Here is a 15,357-nt window from a genome sequence, read left to right on the forward strand (position 1 = left end):
CTCAGAAGGGGATGCCCGAGAAGCGCTCCTCGGGGTCCTCGGCGTCGGCGTCGGCGGCTGGCGCGTAGTCGGCATCGATGATCTCGCGCGCCGCGACCAGATCGGGGTCGTCTTGCAGCTGCGCCAGCAGTTGCTGAGTGAGCAGTGGCTGAGTGTCGCGTCCGAGGAGGTCCGCAAGCGCCGGGGCCCCGATGGCGCCCTTCCGATAGCCGTTGGTTGCGCGCTGGATCAGCATCGCGGGGGGATTCGTGGGCGGCGGAGTCACCCACCTCGCTTGGAACCTTGCCGCCTCGTTCTTCTTCAGTCCGCCGAACCCGCTGGGCTCAGATATGGCGAGCACAATGCCTCGCCAATTGACGCGCTTTAGCTTGTCGCGGCCTCGGGCGTCGATCACGCCAAGGTTGTGGAGGCGGTAGATGAGTGACTCGAAACTCACGCCGAGGCGGTAGGCGAGCTGCACCAGGGTCGGGTACTGGCGGCCTTGTTGCTCGATCGTCTGCCTGACGATGGCTTCGGGCATGAGGAAGTCCGCGGCGAATGCGTTCGCCATCCTCTCGTCGTCCGTGCTGCCTGACAATTCGCGGTCGAGGGTGATCGTGGACCCGTTGTGACCGGCCAGGACGTGTCCGAGTTCGTGCGCGAGCGTGAAAAGCGATCGAGGCAAGGGGTGTGCCGCGTTGACGAATAGGAGGGGGAATGACTGATCGGTAATGGCTGCGCCAGTCAGTGGGTCACCGTCGAATGCCTCGACGACGACATCCAGTCCCAAGGTGGTCTCGATAGTCTCGACCAGGGCCGCGAACCGATCGTCTCCATCCGGTAAGGCCTGTAGGTTCTCCCGGGCCCACGCAGAGAGAGTCTCGGCTGCGTCGAGCCAGTACATGCCATCCACGGAGGGCACGGATGGCAGGTGCGGGGAGCTCGGGAAACCGTTGTCGGCGAGCACGACGTGAAGTTCTGAGAGCGACTCCAATCTCTCATAGGCAGCGCCCATAGCGATGGTCGAGCCGGCTTGCCTTGCGGCGACTGGAAGGCGCCCGATGAGTGAGTCGGGTTGGAGCAGGGCAAGCGGCGAGACACGCAGCGCGTGCGCGATCCGCGCCAACTCCACGGACTTGACGGCTCGCCGCCCATTCTCGATCTTCGAGAGCGCCGTGGGGTCCAGATCAACGCGTGTCGCGAGGTCGCTTGCGCGCAGCCCTAGTGCCTCTCGCAGGGTCTTGATCCGCGTACCGAGCTCTGCTTCCACAGCCGCAGATTACGCAGGTAAGGCAAGGCTGCCTAGCACCCAGTTGCGAAACAAGCAAGATTGTCACTTGCGATTTCCGCAACTATCTGCCATCGTAGGACTTGCGATAACCGCAACTACACCCACGAGGTGCCCCCATGAACACAGCATCGACGACCGCAGCGAACGATGACCCTCACGGTCACGGGTCGGAGTCTGAGCATGTCAGGATCACGGTAAACGCGCAGTACGTCGTCATGCCCGACAAGCACGCCACGGGGGCTGAGATCAAGCAAGCCGCCATCAGCGCCGGCGTGCCGATCCAGCCTGACTTCGTCCTGTCCGAGGTGCGTCCGAACGGCGAGCAGAAGATCGTCCCGGATGAGAAGAAGCTGAGCCTGAAGGACGGCGACGAGTTCTGGGCCATCCCTGGCGATGACAACTCCTGACACCGCCGCCAAAACAGCGGTATTGCGCGCCCTTCAGATCATCCAGACCGCCTTCCCTGACTGGACCGCCAACACATGTCCAGACGGGCAGGGCGGTCTATGGGTAGAGCTGACCGGCGTCCCTCTCGGCCTGCCGTACGCTCAAGACGACACCTTTTTGGTCTTCTTGCTTCCCTTCACCTTGCCGAGCAGCGACATCTACCCGATGTTCCTCCGCGCGGATCTGAGTCGGCTGGACGGCGCCTCGCTCGGAGAAGGGTTCGCGGTCACCCAGTTGTCGTGGCCTGCTGAGCAGGCACCCAGGCCGGTGGTGCAGGTCTCGCGGCGGACCAGAGGATCCTTCGCCTATCAAACGGCTGCTCAAAAGGTCAGCAAGGTCCTCGATTGGGTGATGACCAGATGACCGCTCACGACCTTCCCTCCGGTGCGACACCGGCCCATGTTCAACTTCGCTTCCGCTCACCCGATTGGGAGCGCCTCCAGCGGCACTTGTTTCCGGGCGACGGCGGCGAGCATGGTGCGGCTCTATTATGCGGTCAGGTCGTTGTTGAAGGGATGCTTCGCCTTCTCGTTCGAGAGGTAATCCCTGCGGCCGAGGGTGTCGACTATGTTCCCGGGATACGTGGCCACAGACACCTTGACGGCCGCTTCGTGACCCGCCACTTGCGTCGCGCCAAGGACGCCGGACTGGTCTATCTCGCCGTCCACAACCATGGTGGACGAGGAAAGGTCGCCTTCTCCAGACCGGACCTAGACTCCCACGAGCGGGCTTACCCGACGCTGCTGTCGGTGAGCGGGTCGCCGGTCGGTGGCCTCGTACTGGCAGACGGTGCGCTCGCTGGTGATGTCTGGATGCCAAACGGTTCTAGGGTACCCGTGCATGCGACCGTTGTTGTCGGAGAGAGTCTCGAAGCACTCGATGACGGACACGCACCCAGCGGCGATGGCACGAGAGCTCTCTCCGCGCCGCGGTACGCACGACAAGCTCTCGTCTTCGGAGACGCGGGCCAGGAACGGCTAGCCCAAATGCGGGTGGCAGTTGTGGGTGCTGGCGGAGTGGGCATGCTCATCGTCCAGGCTCTAGCGCGACTGGGTGTTGGTCAGTTTGTCGTCGTTGATCCGGATCGAGTCAGCGCATCGAACCTGTCCCGGCTTCCCGAGGCTTGCCCCAAGGACGCCACCGGTCGCATCGGCGACGGTCGCTTGGGCCAGCTCCTTCGGCGACTCGGTCGCAATCGCCCAACTACGAAGGTCGACCTAGCGGCGCGGATCATCCGAGGTGCGAACCCGCTGGCCCAGATCTCCGCCATCGCAGGTGACGTAGCGGACGACGCCGTCGCTCGTGAGTTGATCGGGTGTGACTTCGTCTTCTTAGCCGCGGACACGATGTTGGCGCGAGACGTGGTCAACCAGATCGCATACCAATATTTGATCCCGACCCTCCAAGTCGGCTCCAAGGTCGTGGTTGAACCGCGCAGTGGCAACGTGCAGGACGCCTACGGCGTCATTCGCTCGCTTGGTGTAGAGCCCGGATGCCTGAGATGCAACGAACTAGTCAACCTAACCAGACTCGCTGAGGAGGCTGTCGCGACTGCCGAGCAGCGACATAACCAGCGCTATGTCGATGAGCCTGGTATCGAGGCGCCGAGCGTCATCACCCTGAACTCAATGGCGGTTGGATGGGCAGTCAATGACTTCATGCACTTTGCGGCCGGTCTGGGTCGGCCTGCTGTCGGCTTCCGCATCCTAAGGAGTCGCCCGGTAGGCCCAAGGCACCCTCAACTGGTCGTCCAAGAGCCGCATGTCGACCCGGACTGCCATGTGTGCGGGCTCAGACCCTACTCGGTCCTAGCACTCGGAGACGGTTCAGACCTGCCTACGCGTATTGGAGGCGGCTGATGTGATGCGACCCCGGCTGTGAGGAGGTCAACTGTCGGTCGCGGACGTTCCGCTGCTTAGTCATCGAGCCACTCCGCGCCGGTGTTGACTCGCCACACCGCCCAGGTAAAAGTAGTTCGGGTCGGTCGATTCGGAGCCAATGGAGGCCGAGTCGCTGGGCTCGGTGGCATGCCCAGTCCATGACTGCGGCGCCTAGGCCTGCGTGCTTGCGGCGGATGATCAGGCGGTGCATGTACATGGCCGGGGCGGCCTGCTCTTCGGGGGTCCAGAGCTGGGGGTCGGAGGAGGTGTCGAGGGCGACGGTGCCCATGGTGGCTTCGTTTTGGTCGCGGATCATCCAGGTTTCGCCGGCCGCGATGCTGGTGAGGATTCGGTGGTTCTGTTCTTCGGGGTTGGGCCATGCGACTGCCCATTGGTTGATGCCTCGTTGGGCTAGCCAGTCGCTGGCTTCGGTGCGGAGGGCGAGGATGACGCCCAGGTCGTCGGCGTCGGCGCGTTCGATGATCATGCGTCGGCGTCCAACTGAGCTAGGTGCGCCTGCATGTCGTCCAGATCGTAGGTGATGCGGGTGATGGTCACGAGCGCCGGTCACGCCGGCCGCGAGACCGCGGTCGGTCTGCGGATCCACGCCGGGGTCGGGCGGGCGGTAGCCCGCTGGTTCGCGGCGGTAGCCGCGGGGTGGGAAGCGGCGGTAGCCGCGTCGGAGGGTGGGTGGGGCAGTCAGGCGTAGCACGCGACGTAGGAGCGCGCGTAGCGGGCTGCGGGGGTGTACTGGGCAGACAAAAGCCCAGGTCAGCGGGCTGATCCTGGGCTTTCACGAAGCGCGCTCGGAGGGATTCGAACCCCCAACCTTCTGATCCGTAGTCAGATGCTCTATCCGTTGAGCTACGAGCGCCGGGCAACGTCGAGTAACGATACAGGGAGAGGGTGTGTGGATGCTAATCGGGGTCGGGGGTGGGGATCTAGCATCCGGGGATGGGCATTGAAGAGCTGTTGGGTGGGCGGGATCTGGGGGATGTGAAGAAGGCGGTCGGGTTCGTGATGGAGAACTCGGACGACTTCCAGAAGGTGCTGGAGTTGGTGCGGGGGCTGCCGGATGGGGCGGTGGGGTTTATCGGGAAGTTGCCTGAGTTGCTGAAGACGATCGGGTCTGGGCTGGCTGAGGCGGGGGAGCAGGCTGGGAAGGCGGCGGGGGCCTTGGTGGGGGATGACGGGGAGGGCGGGGCTCGGCGGGCGCTCAGTGGGAGTGCTACGACGATGAACACGGCCAAGGACCGGTTGCATGATGCGGCGGGGATGTTGGCGGGGCTGGCGGGGGAGCTGGACAAGATTCCGGGGATCGGGGATGCGGCGGCGAAGAAGTTGAACGACGGGAGTGGGCAGATCGGCGGGGTGGCGACCGAGATCGAGAGCCTGGCGGGGAACCTGCAGGATCTGTCGGGGATTCTGGCGGATGTAGGTACGGCGCTGAAGGGGCTGGGGACGAAGTTGAGTGAGTCGGGCGGGTCGGTGCAGAAGCTGCTCGACTGACGGGTTGCGGCCCTGGGACTGACTAAGGTCGCGGTATGGCTAGTCGGGTGGTTCGGGGTACGGCGATCGCGGCCGGAGTGGCTGCGGTTGTGGGTGGTGGTGTGGGGTTTGCGCTGGGGAAGCCGGTGCAGGAAGACGATGTGGTGCCGGCGCGGAAGCTCGCCGCGGACTTGTGTGCGCGGATCGGGGACGTGTCGGCGCTGTTGCCTAAGGCATCGAGTGGGCGGTTGTTGCAGTCGGGGACGGGTGCGGTGACCTGTACGGCGGTCGCTGGGCGGCAGGCCGCGACCACGTTCTCGACGGCTTCGGTGAAGGTGACGATCACGCCGTACGGCGGGAAGCTCGCCGGGGCCGGTGAGGTGCCGTACACGCCGGAGGCGATGGCGAAGAAGGCGTTTGATCGGTCGCCGTTCGATTCGGTGCCGGATCGGCCTTATCCGACGAAGAGTGATCAGACGGCGGTCGGGTTGGCGGGTGAGTCGTTCACGACGCGAGTGCTCGTGCAGCGGGCGGATGTCGTCGTACTGGTGGAGTACACGGCCAATCCGGTGTTGGCGGAGACCGCGCGGCAGGCGGCGACTGTAGTGGCGGACCGGGCGATCTGGGAGACGAAGTGAACGCGCCGGAGATTGCTGGGTACCAGTTCGAGCAGTTGCTGCTGGAGCATCCGCTGGCGGAGGTGTGGCGCGGACGGGCCTTCACGGGCATGGAGGTTGTCGCGCTGGTGCTGACTGCGGAGGACCAGGTGGTGCAGGAGCGGCTGGTGCAGGCGGCACGGGAGGCGGCGCTTGAGCCGGGGCGGGCGGAGACGCCGTTGTGGGCGGCGAACTTCAGTGCCGCACGGCCGTATGCGATCACGCAGCTCGTGCCTGGGCAGTCGGGTGCGGAGCGGCTGATTGATCCGCTCGACGGAGTCATGGGGAACGACGACGCGTCGCTGCAGGCAGTGCGCTCGCTACTCAGCCAGTACGGCGGAGTCGCGCCGGCCGCCGTACCAGGAGTCGCTGGAGTGCACGGCGTACCGGGTGTCCCGGCAGACGAGGGTGCACCAGCTGGAGCGGAAGAGCGGGGCGCGCTCGGTGGAGTGGTTGCTCGGCTGGGTGGGTGGGTTTATGCGGTGGCCGTGCTCGTCGTACTGGTCGTCTTTACCGTGGTGTATTCGGCGGGGGCGACGGTGGGTAGTGCGGTGAAGGAAGTGCCTGACGCGGCTCCGCCGCCGGCGGCGGTTAGTCCGGGGGCGCTTCCGTCGACTGTGTTGTTGCCAGGGCTGCCGAAGATTACGACGGCGGCGTACAAGCGGCCGGACGGCAAGGCCGGGCTGATGGGGGCGACTTATCCGGCGGGGGCCGACCTGCAGGTGGTCACGAAGGCGGAGTTGCCGTTTGCGATCGGGTGGCCGCGGCCGCCGGCGGTGTCGTTGCTGGGTGAGTCGTCGACGATTGCGTATCGGCGGATCCAGACCGACGAGCAGTCGACCGGCCGGAAGGTGCCGCCGGACCTGCAGATCGCGCTCAGCGCCTGCGCGAACCTGGCGGACTGCGTCAAGGATCGGGCGGCGTTCGACCAGGCGTGGACGAAGAGCTTCCGGGTGCCGGTGCCGACGGTCGCGAAGGATGAGCGGACCTGGTTGGCGACTCAGGACAAGCCGTACGCGCTGATGATGACGCGGGCGTTCCAGAGTGGTGGTCAGTGGTGGCTGGTCGGGATGGCGGTGACCGGCCGGGAGGGTGAGGAGCCCGACGTCCAGCGGGTCCTGAACGACATCTGGCGGCAGACCAGCTGATTCGCCGAAAAATCTTCACCGAACGGCCCGCGTCTCGACGCGGGCCGTTCTCATTTTCACAAGGTCGACCGGAAAGCGGTTGTCGCCAAAACTTTGTGACCGGGTTCACGTTCGACGGGTTCACAGCACCTGCCCGCGTCGCGTACCGTTAGTACCACTTGCACACTGGTATGCGTCCACTGCAATCACTGGTATGCGACAGATCACACCGCCAGTCCGCTGGATCGAACCGCTGGAGACCCCGGCGGCCGGTGCCGTACCCGTCTCCTCAGCGTCGAGGGGCCGGAGCAGCAGCCGGGACGACAGCTGAGAGGGAATGAGCCGCCGATGACGACCACCGCCAGCCCGACCCACACCCCCGATCTCACCGAGACCCCGTCCGCCGCCGCGACCAGCGCGGCGTACGACCTGTCCGGCGCACCGACGAAGCACGCGGGCCTGCTGGCATGGGTGGCCGAGGTCGCCGAGCTGACGCAGCCGGACGCGATCCACTGGGTCACCGGCTCCGACGAGGAGTACGGCGTACTGACCCAGGGGCTGATCGACGCCGGCACGATGGTCCGCCTCAACGAGGCGAAGAAGCCGAACTCGTTCTGGGTGCGCACCGACCCCAGTGACGTCGCCCGCGTCGAGCAGCGCACGTTCATCTGCTCCGTGGACGAGAAGGACGCCGGTCCGACCAACAACTGGATGGACCCGGCCGAGATGAAGGTCCTGATGACGGACCTGTACCGCGGCTCGATGCGCGGCCGGACCATGTACGTCGTGCCGTTCTGCATGGGCCCGTTGACCGCCGAGAGCCCGATGTTCGGCGTCGAGATCACCGACTCGGCGTACGTCGTCGGCTCGATGCGGATCATGGCCCGCACCGGTTCCGAAGTACTGGCGAAGATGGGCACCGACGCGAAGTACGTGCCCTGTCTGCACTCCGTCGGCGCGCCGCTCGAGGCCGGCCAGAAGGACGTGCCGTGGCCGTGCAACGACGAGAAGTACATCGTGCAGTTCCCCGAAGAGCGGACGATCTGGTCCTACGGCTCCGGGTACGGCGGCAACTCGCTGCTCGGCAAGAAGTGCTACTCGCTGCGGATCGCCAGCGCGATGGCGCGTGACGAGGGCTGGCTGGCCGAGCACATGCTGATCCTGAAGCTGATCTCGCCGGAGAAGAAGGTCCACTACATCGCGGCTGCGTTCCCGAGTGCGTGCGGCAAGACGAACCTGGCGATGCTCGACCCGACGCTCGAGGGCTGGGAGGTCGAGACGCTCGGCGACGACATCGCCTGGATGCGGTTCGGCAAGGACGGCCGCCTGTACGCCGTCAACCCGGAGTTCGGTCTGTTCGGTGTGGCGCCCGGGACCGGGTGGAAGACGAACCCGAACGCGATGCGCACCATCGAGAAGGGCAACTCGGTCTTCACGAACGTCGCCCTTACCGACGACGGCGACGTCTGGTGGGAGGGCTACTCGCCGACCCCGCCGGACCACCTGACCGACTGGAAGGGCCGCGAGTGGACGCCGGCCTCGGGCGAGCTGTCCAGCCACCCGAACAGCCGGTTCTGCACCCCGATCGAGCAGTGCCCGATCCTCGCCGACGAGTACGACGACCCGAACGGCGTACCGATCTCGGCCATCATCTTCGGTGGTCGCCGGGCGACCACGGTTCCGCTGGTGACCGAGTCGCGCGACTGGGCGCACGGGGTGTTCATGGGCGCGACGCTGTCGTCCGAGACGACCGCGGCCGCGGTTGGGCAGGTGGGCGTCGTACGGCGTGACCCGATGGCGATGCTGCCGTTCCTCGGGTACGACGCGGGCCAGTACTTCGACCACTGGCTGACCGTCGGCAAGGAGAACGACGCGAGCAAGCTGCCGAAGATCTTCTACGTGAACTGGTTCCGCAAGGACGAGAAGGGCAAGTTCGTCTGGCCGGGATTCGGTGAGAACGGCCGCGTGCTCAAGTGGATGATCGAGCGGATCGAAGGCCAGGCGGCCGCGGTCGAGACGCCGGTCGGGTACGTGCCGACGGCTGATGGGCTGGATGTCAGTGGGCTGGAGCTGAGCGACGAGGAGCTGCGGATCGCGCTGACCGTCGACGCTGAAGAGTGGAAGGCCGAGATCCCCCTGATCGAGGAGTGGTTCGCCAAGCTTGGTGACACCGTTCCGGCGGAACTGAAGGTCGAGCTCGACCACCTGAAGGCCCGGCTGGGCTGAGACTCCGCCGCCGAGTCGGAAGCCGGCGGCGGGAAGCACGCGGCGCCCTGGTCCCACCATGACCAGGGCGCCGCGCTGTGTTGCGGGTGTCGTGGTTGTCGGTGTCGTTGTCGGGAAGGACACGTAGAGGTAGGTCGCTCGCCGGGTCGGCAGGCGTGGGATGGGGCGCCGAGGGTGGTCTGTGGGGACTACTACGTGTTCTTCGCTACGCAGAAGTTAAGTGGTCGCGGGTGGTACGGCGGGGTGCGTAGGTTGGCGATATGAAGATCGGGTTGATGTTGCCAGTGGGTGGGTCCGACGGACCGACCGGTGGGATGCCGCGGTGGGACGACGTGCGCGCGATGGCGGTGGCGGCGGAGAGCAGCGGGCTGGACTCGGTGTGGCTCGCGGACCATTTCGAGTACCACGCTCCGGACGGGGCTGTGCATGGGATGCACGAGTCCTGGACGCTGCTGAGTGCGGTCGCGGCGGTGACCGAGCGGGTGGAGCTCGGGAACATGGTGCTCTGCTCTACGTTCCGGGACCCCGGGTTGACGGCGAAGATGGCCGCGACCCTGGATGAGGTGTCGGGTGGCCGGTTGATTCTTGGGGTTGGGGCGGGCTGGCACGATCCGGAGTACGAGGCGTTCGGCCTGCCGACGGATCACCGCGGGGGTCGCTTCGAGGAGTGGCTGGAGATCGTCGCGCGAATGCTGCGCGGAGAGTCGGTCACCGCCGACGGAACGTACTACAAGACGCTCGAGGCGAGCCTCACGCCCGCACCGTCCCGCCAGATCCCCCTCCTGATCGCCGGCCGCCGCCCCCGCATGCTCCGCCTCACCGCCGAATGGGCCGACGCCTGGAACACCGCCTGGTACGGCGCCCCCAGCGAAACCCTCACCGAACGCCTAACCGACTTCCGAGCCGCCACCGAAAAGGCCGGCCGCAAGGTAACCCTCACCATCGGCCTAACCATCCGAGACCCCAACCAATCCCCGAACGAAGCCGACCCCACAGCCTTCGCCGGCACCGCAGAAGAACTAGCCACCCTCTTCACCACCTACCGCGACCTAGGCGCAGACCACCTGATCATCTCCGCCGACCCCATGACCCCAGCCTCCGTAGAACTCATCGCCCAAGCCAAAACCCTCCTCGAGAGCTAACCGGCCGCCGCCACAAATGCGGCCGACCCCGTCGCCGGTGGTGCTCGCCGGCCGTGGGTTGTGTTCTGGGGGCTGTGGTTGAGGCGGGTATGCGGACCTGGCGCTTGTGTGCGGTGAGTGGCGCGCCGCGCCTGCACTGTGGCGCTCAGGTGGTGCCCCGCGGCCGCGCTGCCTGGTGAGGGGGCGCGGGGTGGCGGGGGGTCCGGGGGCGGAGCCCGCCGGGGTGGGGTCTGGGGGCTCCGCCCCCAGAAAGCGCCGGAGCGCCCCGTCCACGCTTTCCGTGGACAGGGCGCTCCCTTGACGCGGAGGCGGCGAGATTTGAACTCGCGAGAGGGGATTACCCTCAACCCGCTTAGCAGGCGGGCGCCATCGACCGGACTAGGCGACGCCTCCTCCGACGTACCCACGCAAACGTCTGTGTGGGTCGACGACGACCAAGACTAACTGTTCAGTGGGGGTGGCGGCAAAGTGGGTGGGGGCGGGGGTTTGGGTGTGTCGGCTGACCCGTGTGTAACCTGGCGTGCACCGACGGGGGTCGCCAGCACACGTCAACCGAACGGCGGGCGTGGGCGTCATAGGTACCGTGGGTCGCTTGAGGCGATCCACGGAGGGCCGCCACGTCGTCGATCAGGGAAACGGAGCCATGTCGCGGAGTACTCGTGCCGCCGGACGGAGGTCCGCGCCTCGCGCCAGCCGGTCGAAGCACCGGTCGCAGCGTGCCCGGACGACGTCCAAGGCTATTGGTCTCACCCTGCTCAGTGCGTTGGTGCCGGGGCTCGGGCTGATCAAGGGCGGGCGGACCAAGCTCGGGGCGTTCGTGCTGACGATCGCCGGTGGGCTGCTGCTGGTCGCCGCGTACGTCGGTCTCACGCAGCGGAACTCGGTTCTCGAGCTGCTCGTGTCGCCGCGGCAGCTGCTGATCGCGACTGCGGCTGTGGTGGTGCTCGGGGTGCTGTGGATCTGGGTCGTGGTGGCCTCGCACAAGCTCCTGAGACCGGTGAGCATGACCTACACCGGGCGGCTCGCCGGGTCGATGTTCGTCGGGCTGCTCTGTTTTGCGATCGCGGTTCCGACGACGGTGGCGGCGCAGACGGTGATGGCGCAGCGGGACTTGGTCGGCAGCGTGTTCCAGTCCGAGGGCGACTCGAAGAGTGCTACCCGGCCGAAGGTGAACAAGTCGGACCCGTGGGCGAAGACGCCGCGGCTCAACCTGCTGCTCCTCGGTGCGGATGACGGCGCGGACCGGACAGGTGTCCGGACCGACACGGTGATGGTGGCCAGTATCGACACCAAGACCGGTGACACGGCCCTGATCTCGCTCAGCCGGAACTGGATGCGGATGCCCTTCCCGGAGGACTCGCCGCTGCACAAGATCTACCCCGACGGCTACTGGGACCCGAATCTCGGCAATGTCGAGCAGCCGGAGTACTACCTGGACTCGATGTACGACAACGTCCCGAAGCAGCACCCCGGTGCGCTCGGTGCGACGGACAACATGGGTGCGGACGTGGTCAAGCTGGCCGCGGGTGCCGCGCTCGGTCTCGACATCGACTACTACATGCAGATCAACCTGGCCGGGTTCCGCAAGATCATCGACGCGATCGGCGGCATCACGGTCAACGTCAACTACAAGGTGCCGATCGGTGGCGACTACGGCGCCGGCCCGGGCACGCGGGGTGCGAAGAAGCCGTCCGGCTACATCCAGCCCGGCCCGAACCAGAAGCTCGACGGCTACCACGCGCTGTGGTTCGCCCGCGGCCGCTACGGCCTGAGCGACCCGTCGCGGCAGGAGCGGCAGCGCTGCACGATCCACGCGCTGGTGAACAGTGTGAACCCGGCCACCTTGGTGACGAAGTACCAGCAGATCGCCTCGGCCAGCAAGGACCTGCTGCGGACAGACATCCCGCAGGAGATCCTGCCGGCGTTCATCGAGCTCGGTCTGAAGGTCAAGTCGGCGAAGGTGTCGAACGTGGACCTCGACAAGCGGAAGAACTTCCCGACCGGTAAGAACCCGGACTACTCGGCCATGCAGGAGCTCGTCGAGAAGGCGATCGCGCCGAAGACCAAGCCGATCGCCTCGACCCCGTCGACGACCGCGACGAAGAAGCCGACCACCGGGACGACGAAGAAGCCGATCAAGACGCCCACGACGCCGGGTGCGGCCCAGGACCTGAACGACGCCTGCGCCTACGACCCGACCCAGACCGGGACCAACTGACAACATCAGGTCAATCTGGACTGCCGCAGCCGCTTCGGGGAAGGATGGTTCGCACCGAAGAAGCTGGGGGCGACAGATGCGGCGATGGACGGCAGTAGTGCTCGGTACGGCGTTGGTGGCAGCCGGCTGCAGCAGTGAACCCGAGGGTGGCAAGCCGCTGCCCTCGACCACGCTCAGCGCACCGACCGATCAACCGACGACCGACGAAGCGCCGACCCCAACGCCGACACCGAAACCGACCCCGAAAGAAACCTCGCTGACGGCAGTCGGCTACAAGAAGGCTCTGGCGAACACCGAGACCAACCTGGTCCGCGGCGTACAGCGGGTCATGAACGCCCCGACATTGGCGGCCTTCGACCAGGCCCGGGCCGAGCTCGCCGGGTCGATCGCCCGGCAGCGGCAGGCGCTCGCCAAGATCAACGGCCCGCAATCGCTCGGTAGCGGGCACACCAAGGTCCTCGGCGCATTCGACGCGTACCCCGACCACGTCACCACGAACCTGGCCGCATCCGGCGAGACCAAGACCGGGTGCGGCCTGCCCAAGGCCGGCGCGGTCCGCCTGTACCAGGCGAAAACCGGCATCCGTACGTCGGTCGTCCAGCTGACGCAGGCGGTCAACAAGAGCGTCGGCAAGGGCACGAACTTCGGTCTCCGGATGACCCCGCCGGCCCTGAAGCCACCGCCGCAGATGACTGGTCGCGGTACGAACGGCCAGATCATCCAGCGGGCCGGATCCCGCGGCGCCGGGACGCTGCAGATCAAGAACAACGGTTCCGCGGACGTCGTGGTCGTCGTCGCGACCAGCGTGCCGCGCCAGCCGCAGGTGTCGATCTACGTCCGCCACGGTTCCGACGCCACCCTGCGCGGCGTCCGCGGCAGCTACTGGGTGTTCTTCAAGTCCGGCACCGCCTGGGACGGCGTCAGCCGGCAGTTCACCGAGGACTGCTCGTTCTCCAAGTACGACGACCGCTTCGACGGCAAGTTCGACTGGACGATCACGCTGTCCCCGGTGATCGGCGGTAACGCGTCCACCTCGGATGTCGATCCGTTCTAGAGCGATGGGATCATGGCCGGATGCGTACGACGTACCGGATGCGGTCAGGGCGGTTCCTCGGAGTACTGGCGACCGGTCTGATCATTCTCGGGGTGGCCGCGATCACCTGGGCCTTCCGAGCGTCCGGGGCGGTGATCGGGGTGTTCCTGGTGCTCGGCGGTCTGGTCGCGCTGGCCGGGCTGTGGATCGTCGCCCGGCCGCCCGTCGTACTGCGGCTACGGGACGACGCGATCGACGTACGCGGTGTGAAGACGGTGTGGACCGATGTCACCGAGGTCGGCCGGGTCGAGACGACGCATGGTGAGGCACTCGCGCTGCGGACCAAGCGGCCGGATAACACCGTCCTGCTGCCGCTGGCCTGGCTGTCGCCCAAGCAGGTGCCGGTGCTGGAGACCACGCTGCGCGACAAGCTGAACGCGGCCCACGGCTACACCATCTGGGACGGCACTGCCCCGGACCCGGCGCCTCCCGCAGAATAAGGACGACCCGACACCTGAGGAGCGTCTGTGCTGTCCTTCGATCTGTCGTACGACGAACTGCTGACCTACCAGGGCACGAATCCGCGGCCGGCCGACTTCGACCAGTTCTGGGAGAAGGCACTGCTCGAGCTGGACGGGACGGACCCGGAGACCGAGTTCGCCGACGCCACCGACTTCCCGTTGAGTACGGCGACCGCCCAGCACCTGTACTTCACCGGTACCGGCGGCTACCGCGTACACGCCAAGGTGATCCGGCCGAACGAGCCGACCGGGCCCGCCGTACTGGTGTTCCATGGGTACGGCGGTGAGCAGCCCAAGTGGGTCGACCTCCTGTCGTACGCCGCCCGCGGGTACACCGTGGCCGCGCTGGATGTCCGGGAGCAGGTCGGATTCCGGACCGCCTCCCAGACCGGGAACGACTTCAACCTGCACAACCACCTCGTGCACGGTCTGGACGCCGGACCGGACGGTCTGCTCTACAAGCACGTCTTCCTGGACACCCGCCGGCTCGCGGACATCATCGGCGCGCTGCCCGAGGTGGACGAGACCCGGATCGCGACGACCGGCTGGAGCCAGGGCGGTGGCCTCAGCCTGGTCGCGGCCGCGCTGACGCCGAGCATCAAGTACGTTGCCAGCGTGTTCCCGTTCCTGTGCGACTACCAGCGCACCTGGGACCTGAACCTGGACAAGGGCCCGTACGACGAGATCGTCACCTGGTTCAAGAAGCGGGACCCGCGGCACCTGCGGCAGGACGAGGTGTTCAACACCCTCGGGTACGTCGACGTGCAGCACCTAGCCCCGCGGATCCGTGCCGAGGTCACGCTGTTCGTCGGCCTCGAGGACCAGGTCTGCCCGCCGTCGACGCAGTTCGCGGCGTACAACCGGATCACCTCGACCAAGGAGCTCCGGGCGTACCCGGATTTCGGTCACGACGATCTGCCCGGCGCACACGACGACATCTACCAGCTCATCGGCGCCAAGCTGAGCTGACTCAGGTCGGGATCCAGACCGGCCAGAACGGCGGGACGTTGCCGGGGCAGGTGCCTGGGGAGGCGGCCGGCGTCCCCTGCCAGGAGTAGAGGGCCAGGTCGGCGATGGTGATCGCGACGGCGGCCATGATGAGACCCATGACGAGGGTCTTGCCGGCGTAGCGGTAGGCGACGGTGAAGAGGATCAGGTTCACGATCAGCGCGAGTGGGAGGCCCAGGAACAGCAGGGTGAGGCCGTTGGGCATCGGCCCGGCCACATCCACGTTGCAGGCCTTCCACGACCGCGAGGTGAGCACGACGAGACCGAACGCGGACCCGCCACCGACCACGATCGTCAGGAACGACTCGACCTTGCCACCCTTCGAGAACAACGCCATGTGA

16 protein-coding genes and 2 tRNA genes are annotated in these 15,357 nt (G+C 66.5%); 13 read left to right on the forward strand and 5 right to left on the reverse strand.

Annotated elements, in window-relative coordinates; translation table 11 throughout:
- Position 1 precedes the first annotated feature (1 nt).
- Entirely contained in the window at positions 2–1,249 is a 1,248-nt protein-coding gene (locus tag ACFTSF_RS01880) for a helix-turn-helix domain-containing protein (protein WP_380152017.1), read from the reverse strand.
- A gap of 137 nt (positions 1,250–1,386) precedes the next feature.
- Between ACFTSF_RS01880 and ACFTSF_RS01885 the strand changes: the two genes are divergently transcribed.
- From ACFTSF_RS01885 to ACFTSF_RS01895, 3 genes are read left to right on the forward strand one after another with little or no spacing between them, the layout of a single operon-like run.
- Positions 1,387–1,677, forward strand: coding sequence for a multiubiquitin domain-containing protein (locus ACFTSF_RS01885; RefSeq protein ID WP_380152018.1), 291 nt, complete (start codon positions 1,387–1,389; stop codon positions 1,675–1,677).
- Positions 1,664–2,080 (forward strand): hypothetical protein, encoded by a 417-nt coding sequence (locus tag ACFTSF_RS01890; protein WP_380152019.1) that lies wholly within the window; start codon positions 1,664–1,666, stop codon positions 2,078–2,080. Before ACFTSF_RS01885 ends, ACFTSF_RS01890 begins: the two co-directional genes overlap by 14 nt.
- Complete coding sequence (locus tag ACFTSF_RS01895; protein WP_380152020.1) at positions 2,077–3,576, forward strand: HesA/MoeB/ThiF family protein; 1,500 nt, start codon at positions 2,077–2,079, stop codon at positions 3,574–3,576. The genes ACFTSF_RS01890 and ACFTSF_RS01895 overlap by 4 nt, the downstream gene beginning before the upstream one ends.
- On the opposite strand, the gene ACFTSF_RS01900 is transcribed toward ACFTSF_RS01895, so the two are convergent.
- Complete coding sequence (locus ACFTSF_RS01900) at positions 3,554–4,084, reverse strand: hypothetical protein (protein WP_380152021.1); 531 nt, start codon at positions 4,082–4,084, stop codon at positions 3,554–3,556. The two genes, ACFTSF_RS01895 and ACFTSF_RS01900, sit on opposite strands and share 23 nt — an antisense overlap.
- Positions 4,085–4,144: 60 nt before the next feature.
- Here ACFTSF_RS01900 and ACFTSF_RS01905 point away from each other — a divergent pair, with 60 nt between their 5' ends.
- The gene (locus tag ACFTSF_RS01905) at positions 4,145–4,306 is read left to right on the forward strand and encodes a hypothetical protein (protein ID WP_380152022.1); all 162 of its coding nucleotides are present in this window, start codon (positions 4,145–4,147) and stop codon (positions 4,304–4,306) included.
- 92 nt (positions 4,307–4,398) lie between these two features.
- On the opposite strand, the gene ACFTSF_RS01910 is transcribed toward ACFTSF_RS01905, so the two are convergent.
- Positions 4,399–4,471: transfer RNA gene (locus tag ACFTSF_RS01910), tRNA-Arg, on the reverse strand.
- 80 nt (positions 4,472–4,551) lie between these two features.
- Here ACFTSF_RS01910 and ACFTSF_RS01915 point away from each other — a divergent pair.
- The 5 genes from ACFTSF_RS01915 (at position 4,552) to ACFTSF_RS01935 (ending at position 10,236) form a co-directional block, all read left to right on the forward strand.
- Positions 4,552–5,106: a hypothetical protein gene (locus tag ACFTSF_RS01915; protein ID WP_344161629.1), complete on the forward strand. Its 555-nt coding sequence runs from the start codon at positions 4,552–4,554 to the stop codon at positions 5,104–5,106.
- A gap of 35 nt (positions 5,107–5,141) precedes the next feature.
- Positions 5,142–5,723 (forward strand): hypothetical protein, encoded by a 582-nt coding sequence (locus ACFTSF_RS01920; protein WP_380152023.1) that lies wholly within the window; start codon positions 5,142–5,144, stop codon positions 5,721–5,723.
- Positions 5,720–6,889 (forward strand): hypothetical protein, encoded by a 1,170-nt coding sequence (locus ACFTSF_RS01925; RefSeq protein ID WP_380152024.1) that lies wholly within the window; start codon positions 5,720–5,722, stop codon positions 6,887–6,889. The genes ACFTSF_RS01920 and ACFTSF_RS01925 overlap by 4 nt, the downstream gene beginning before the upstream one ends.
- Before the next feature lie 327 nt (positions 6,890–7,216).
- The gene (locus tag ACFTSF_RS01930) at positions 7,217–9,094 is read left to right on the forward strand and encodes a phosphoenolpyruvate carboxykinase (GTP) (RefSeq protein WP_380152025.1); all 1,878 of its coding nucleotides are present in this window, start codon (positions 7,217–7,219) and stop codon (positions 9,092–9,094) included.
- Positions 9,095–9,354: 260 nt separating this feature from the next.
- A complete protein-coding gene (locus ACFTSF_RS01935; protein WP_380152026.1) occupies positions 9,355–10,236 on the forward strand; it encodes an LLM class flavin-dependent oxidoreductase in 882 nt (293 codons plus the stop codon).
- A gap of 303 nt (positions 10,237–10,539) precedes the next feature.
- On the opposite strand, the gene ACFTSF_RS01940 is transcribed toward ACFTSF_RS01935, so the two are convergent.
- Positions 10,540–10,629 (reverse strand) — tRNA-Ser (locus ACFTSF_RS01940).
- A 250-nt stretch (positions 10,630–10,879) separates the two neighbouring features.
- On the opposite strand from ACFTSF_RS01940, the gene ACFTSF_RS01945 reads away from it, so the two are divergent.
- The 4 genes from ACFTSF_RS01945 (at position 10,880) to ACFTSF_RS01960 (ending at position 14,977) form a co-directional block, all read left to right on the forward strand.
- Complete coding sequence (locus ACFTSF_RS01945) at positions 10,880–12,454, forward strand: LCP family protein (RefSeq protein WP_380152027.1); 1,575 nt, start codon at positions 10,880–10,882, stop codon at positions 12,452–12,454.
- A gap of 76 nt (positions 12,455–12,530) precedes the next feature.
- Complete coding sequence (locus ACFTSF_RS01950) at positions 12,531–13,508, forward strand: hypothetical protein (RefSeq protein ID WP_380152028.1); 978 nt, start codon at positions 12,531–12,533, stop codon at positions 13,506–13,508.
- A 20-nt stretch (positions 13,509–13,528) separates the two neighbouring features.
- On the forward strand, positions 13,529–13,987 hold the full coding sequence (locus ACFTSF_RS01955; protein WP_380152029.1) for a hypothetical protein: 459 nt from the start codon (positions 13,529–13,531) through the stop codon (positions 13,985–13,987).
- A 27-nt stretch (positions 13,988–14,014) separates the two neighbouring features.
- Positions 14,015–14,977, forward strand: coding sequence for an acetylxylan esterase (locus ACFTSF_RS01960; RefSeq protein ID WP_380152030.1), 963 nt, complete (start codon positions 14,015–14,017; stop codon positions 14,975–14,977).
- Between the two features lies 1 nt (position 14,978).
- Here ACFTSF_RS01960 and ACFTSF_RS01965 read toward each other — a convergent pair whose 3' ends face one another.
- Positions 14,979–15,353, reverse strand: a complete 375-nt coding sequence (locus ACFTSF_RS01965) for a hypothetical protein (RefSeq protein ID WP_344161656.1) — start codon at positions 15,351–15,353, stop codon at positions 14,979–14,981.
- Positions 15,354–15,357: the final 4 nt, after the last annotated feature.

It is taken from the genome of Kribbella sp. NPDC056951 (assembly GCF_042674205.1).
Classification (GTDB): domain Bacteria; phylum Actinomycetota; class Actinomycetes; order Propionibacteriales; family Kribbellaceae; genus Kribbella; species Kribbella yunnanensis.